Annotated in this window: 3 protein-coding genes and 1 pseudogene; all 4 read right to left on the bottom strand. The window is 70.8% G+C overall.

What is annotated here, in order from left to right; genetic code table 11:
• Nucleotides 1-47: 47 nt before the first annotated feature.
• Entirely contained in the window at nt 48-713 is a 666-nt protein-coding gene (locus ACWCYY_RS40620; protein WP_345289557.1) for a DUF742 domain-containing protein, read from the bottom strand.
• Between the two features lie 161 nt (nt 714-874).
• Nucleotides 875-1,288 carry a roadblock/LC7 domain-containing protein gene (locus ACWCYY_RS40615; protein WP_073926035.1) on the bottom strand — a complete coding sequence of 138 codons (414 nt, stop codon included), beginning with the start codon at nt 1,286-1,288 and terminating at the stop codon, nt 875-877.
• A 10-nt stretch (nt 1,289-1,298) separates the two neighbouring features.
• Nucleotides 1,299-4,676 (bottom strand): sensor histidine kinase, encoded by a 3,378-nt coding sequence (locus tag ACWCYY_RS40610; RefSeq protein WP_449798951.1) that lies wholly within the window; start codon nt 4,674-4,676, stop codon nt 1,299-1,301.
• Nucleotides 4,677-4,949: 273 nt separating this feature from the next.
• Nucleotides 4,950-5,042: pseudogene (locus ACWCYY_RS40605) on the bottom strand (ATP-binding protein); the annotation flags it as partial.

The following is a 5,042-nucleotide window of genomic DNA, read 5'->3' as shown; positions in this document are numbered from 1 at the left end:
CGACGACGATCTTCGCGGAGGTGGTGGCGCGGCTGGGGGCGGCCGCGTTAGAGCTTGCGAAGTCCACTGAGGACCCTTTCGAGCAGCGTGACGTCGGGCTGGTTGCCGGATTCGCCGCCGGCAGCGGGCTGGTGGATGGCGACGAGACCGGCCTCGGCCAGGTCGGCGACCAGGATGCGCGCCACTCCCAGGGGGATGTTGAGCAGCGCGGAGACCTCCGCGACGGACTTCACCTCGGTGCACAGCATGCAGATCCGCTGGTGCTCGGGGAGCAGCGAAGCCAGCCGGTCCTGGCTGACATTGGCCGAAACCAGTGCCTCCAAGGCCAGTTCGTAACGCGGCCGGGTGCGGCCGCCGGTCATCGCGAAGGGCCGGATCAGCGGTCCGGACTCCTCCTCGTCGTCGAACTCGTCGGCCTGGCCCGGGTCTTCGGGGTGGTCCTGGTAGGACTCGGAGCCGGAGTAGCCCTGGTAGTCCTGGTAGCCGGGCTGCGGCTGGCGGGCGAACTGCTGCCCGTCGTACGGCTGCTGCTGCTCCGGCAGCCCGTACTGCTGCTGCTGGTCGAACTGCGGTTGCGCGAACTGCGGCTGGCCGTACTGCTGTTGTCCGTACGGCTGACCGTGGCCGACGACGCCGGGAGCTCCGAAGGCGTCATGGCCGGTGCCAGGGTACGGAACGCCGTACTGGCCGCTGCGGTCGTCGGGCGGGGTCACGGTTCCTCTCCTCACAAGGTGCGGCGGTGCGGTGCTGGTAACGATCCTGACGGATCGTCACCCGTTGTGCGAAGGCCGTACAACGCCCGAACCCGGGCCCGCGAGGGCCCGGGGACGGGCAATGAGGTCTTTCGAATACCAGGACGGTATCCGACGAACCGTCAGTGCAGGAGACTGCCCTGGAGTTCCGCGCGCAGCGCGGGGGTGAGAACGGCTCCGGCGCGGTCCACCAGGAGGGCCATCTCGTAGCCCACCAGACCGATGTCGGAGTCCGGCGAAGCCAGCACGGCCAGCGAGGATCCGTCGCTGACGGCCATCAGGAAGAGGAAGCCGCGCTCCATCTCGACCACGGTCTGGTTGACCTCGCCGCCCTCGAAGATCCGGCTGGCGCCGGAGGTGAGGGAGGTGAGGCCGGAGGCGACGGCGGCGAGCTGGTCGGCGCGGTCGCGGGGGAAGCCCTCGGACATGGCGAGCAGGAGCCCGTCGGCGGAGACCACCACGGTGTGGGACACCCCAGGGGTGTTGTCCACGAAATTGGTGATCAGCCAGTTCAGGTTCTGTGCGGCCTGGCTCATCTGGGTCAACTCAACGCTCCTGCTGGTTCGAGCCGCCGAAGAGATCGGTGGTGCTGTCGTGCTGCTGGGGGTCGATCCGGAAACTACCGGTGGCACCCGGGTCGCCGCCCGCGCTGCGGCCCTGCTCGACGCCACGGCGCAGGTTGGTCAGCCGGCCGCGCACCTCCTCGGGGCTGCGGGAGACCTGCGGGCCGTCCTGGGCGGTGGGCTTGGCGTTGCCCGCGACCAGGTTCTGCTTGGGCACCCGGCGCGGCAGGCCCGAGTCGGTGGTGCCGGCGGCGGCCGGCTCGCGGAGCTGGCCGGCCCGCTGCCAGTCGCCGTCGTTGGGCGACTGCCACTCCTGCTGCGGAGCGGCGGTCGGGCCGGTGGGGCCGTAGCCGCCGAGCGCCGACACGTCGTGGCCGCGGTTCTCCTCCGCCGGGGCGGAGGTGTCCTTGGCGCCGGTGAACCAGTTCGGCTTGTCGCCGGGGGCCGGAGCCTCGTCCTGACGGGCGGACGGGAAGCCGCCGCCGGCCAGCTGCTGGCCCGGGCGGCGCTGCGGCAGGCCGGAGCCGAGCAGCGGGCTCGCAGGGGCCGTCGGAGCGGCCGGGGGCAGCGCGGCGGGCTCGGAGCCGTACGGGTGGCCCGAGGGCTCCTCGTAGCGCTCCTGGGCCTGCTGGAAGCCGCCCTGCTGTCCGTAGCCGTAGTCCTGCCCGTACGGCTGGTAGTCGGCCGCGGCCGCCTCCGCGTACTCGGGCTCGGCGTACTCGGTCCGGCCGTACTGCTGGCCGCCGTACGGGGCGTCCTGGTGGTGCGGCTCCTGGTAGCCGTAGGAGTCGGCCGGCGCGTACGGCTGGCCGTACTGCTCCTGGCCGTACTGGTCGCGGCCGTACGGGTCCTGGGCGTACTGGCCCTGACCGAAGGAGTCCTGGCCCTGGCCGTACTGGCCCTGGTAGCCGTAGGCGTCCTCGGCGTACGGGGTCTCCTCGACCTCGGCGTCGATGACCTGGCCGGCGTCCTCGGGGCCCGCCTCCAGGGCGGCCCGGCGGCGCTGGTCGAGCCGCTGCGAGCGCTGCATGGACTCCAGCGCGGGGCTGAAGCCGCTGCTGCCGCCGTGGCCGGTCAGGTGGTCGTCGAAGCCGAGCTCGGCCGCGCTGCGGCCCTGGGCCTCCTCCCAGCTGACCTGGCCCTCCTGCTCCGCGAAGATCCGGGAGACGGTGAACTGCTCCTCGGGCTCCGGGGCCAGGGCCATGTGGGTCAGGTGCTGCGGGAGCATCACCAGCGAGGTGGTGCCCGCGGACTCGCCCGAGGGGCGCAGCTGGACGCGGATGTCGTGCCGCTGGGACAGCCGGCCGACCACGAACAGGCCCATGCGGCGGGAGATGGTGGCGTCGACCGTGGGCGGCTCGGCCAGCTTCTCGTTGATCTCGGCGAAGTCCTCGGCGGTGAGGCCGATGCCCTTGTCGTGGATCTCGACCAGCACCCGGCCGTCCGGCAGGCGGGTGGCGTTGACCAGCACCCGGGTCTGCGGGCTGGAGAAGGTGGTGGCGTTCTCCAGCAGCTCGGCCAGCAGGTGGACGAGGTCGGTCACGGCGGCGCCGATGACCTCGGCCTCGGGGATGCCGGCCAGCTCCACGCGCTCGTACTGCTCCACCTCGGAGGCGGCGGCGCGGAGCACGTCGACCAGCGGGACCGGGGTGTTCCAGCGGCGGCCGGCCTCCTCGCCCGCGAGGACGAGGAGGTTCTCGCCGTTGCGGCGCATGCGGGTGGCGAGGTGGTCCAGCTTGAAGAGGTTCTCCAGCTGGTCCGGGTCGGCCTCGTTGTTCTCCAGGTCGGTGATCAGCGCGAGCTGACGCTGGATCAGGCTCTGGCTGCGGCGCGACAGGTTGGTGAAGATCGCGTTGACGTTCCCTCGCAGCAGGGCCTGCTCGGCGGCGAGCGAGACCGCCTGCTGGTGGACCTGGTCGAAGGCGCGGGCGACCTCGCCGATCTCGTCCTTGCCGTGCAGCGGGATGGGCGCGACGGAGGTGTCCACCCGGTCCGGGTCGGTCTTGGAGAGCTTCTCGACCAGGTCCGGCAGACGGTGGTTGGCGATGTCGAGCGCGGCGGCGTTCAGGGTGCGCATGCCGAGGATCATCGAGCGGGCGATCAGGCCGGTGAGCAGACCGGCCAGGGCCAGCGAGACCACGACGATGACCGAGTTGAGGATCATGTCGTTCTGCGCGCGGTTCTTGATGTTCGCGGCGGCGTCGACGACCTCGTCGAGGAGCTTGGACTCGGTGTTGCGCAGCGAGCTGATGTGGCTCGCGGTGGCCTGCTGCCAGTTCGGCGGGTTGAGGCCGGCGTTGGCGGCGGCCTCGGCGGCGCCGTCACTGAGCGTGGAGCTGCTGCTCATGAAGGACAGGCCGAGCACGAGCAGGCCGCTCATGGTGGGCGCGACGTCGGTGCCGGGCATCTTCAGCGCGGCGCGCTGGTCGGCGGAGGCCTGGGCGACCTGGGCGTCCGAGTAGGCGCGGGCGTCCTCGGGCGCGCTGCCGGTGGAGAACTCGTTGAGCGAGACCTGCTCCAGCTTGTTGGCCACGGCCAGCTGCTGGAGGAGCTCGGAGGTCTCCTGCTTGGTGAGGATGTGCTGGCTGGTGCCGACCAGCAGGTTGAGCATCAGCACCCGCTGGGTCGAGGCGGAGGCCTTGGCCAGCGACATGGCGTAGATCGCGCGGCCCTTGCTGGTGACCGTGGAGGAGCCGAAGCCGACCGAGTTGTCGAAGGCCATCAGCGGGGCCATCAGGTTCGAGTAGGCGGCCTGGGTCGCGGTGATGTAGAGCTCGCGCTTGTAGGCGTTCTCGCGCAGGTGCGGCAGGTGCACCGCGAGCTGCTGGAAGGCCTCGTTGCGGCGGGCCAGCAGCGGGTCGTCGGAGACCTCGGCGAACGCGGCCTTGTACGCGGCCAGCGCCTGGTCGGTCTTGGCGCGGCGCTTGGGGACCTCGCCCTGCGGGTCCTGGCCGACCATCAGCGGGATGGCGGTCAGGTCGCGCTCGGATTCCAGGGAGTCGGCCAGCTCGGTGGCGGCCTTGGCGAGCAGCGCGGTCTTCTCGGCGTGGGTCGCCTTGACGAAGTCGTCGAAGGAGCTGTTGACCCGGAGCCCGCCGAAGACCAGGGAGATCACGACCGGGATGAGCAGGATCGCTATCAGGCGGGTGGGCACCCGCCAGTTGCGCGGTGCGAGGAACTCGTACCGGCCGGAACTCCGGCGCTCGTCCTTGGCGTTGGGCTTGGTGGACACCGCGGGCGCGGGAACGGCGGCGGGGGCGGGCCGCTCCTCGGCACTCGGCGCGAACGCCGAGAAACCGCCCGGCTCGTTCTGGCGGGGCTCGGAGCGCCGCTGCTCGGTGACTGGCTGGTTACGCCTCACTCGACAACAACCTCTCTCATCCCCGCTCGCCGCAGCCCGCTGCTGGGTGGAACTGCCAGGGTGACTACGGGGTAGCTGGCATTGGAGCACGTGCGCGGATGCGGGACAAACAGGCATCTGCGCACGTTTTGGTACGTGCAATTCAGACATTCGGTGACTTATCCGGGCTGAATGCTGCGGCACGCAGCCCGGTCGTCACCGAGAGTTACTTTCGATCTTTAAATGCCTATCGAACCGTTATCGGGCCCGCCCAGGCTCTTCATCAGCGCTTCATCAGCGGAGTCGGGCGAGGAGGGCGTGTTCGACGAGGGTGATGAGGGCGCTCTTGGCGCTGTCCCGGCGGCGTGCGTCGAGGGTGATGATGGG

Source organism: Kitasatospora sp. NPDC001664, assembly GCF_053596675.1.
The sequence above is the reverse complement of the archived record's forward strand: the minus strand, read 5'-3'. Positions and strand labels throughout refer to the sequence as shown.

What these genes read in the sequence shown, in the direction of transcription:
- ACWCYY_RS40615 (WP_073926035.1), bottom strand. Translation starts at nt 1,288, where the DNA reads ATGAGCCAGGCCGCACAGAACCTGAACTGGCTGATCACCAATTTCGTG.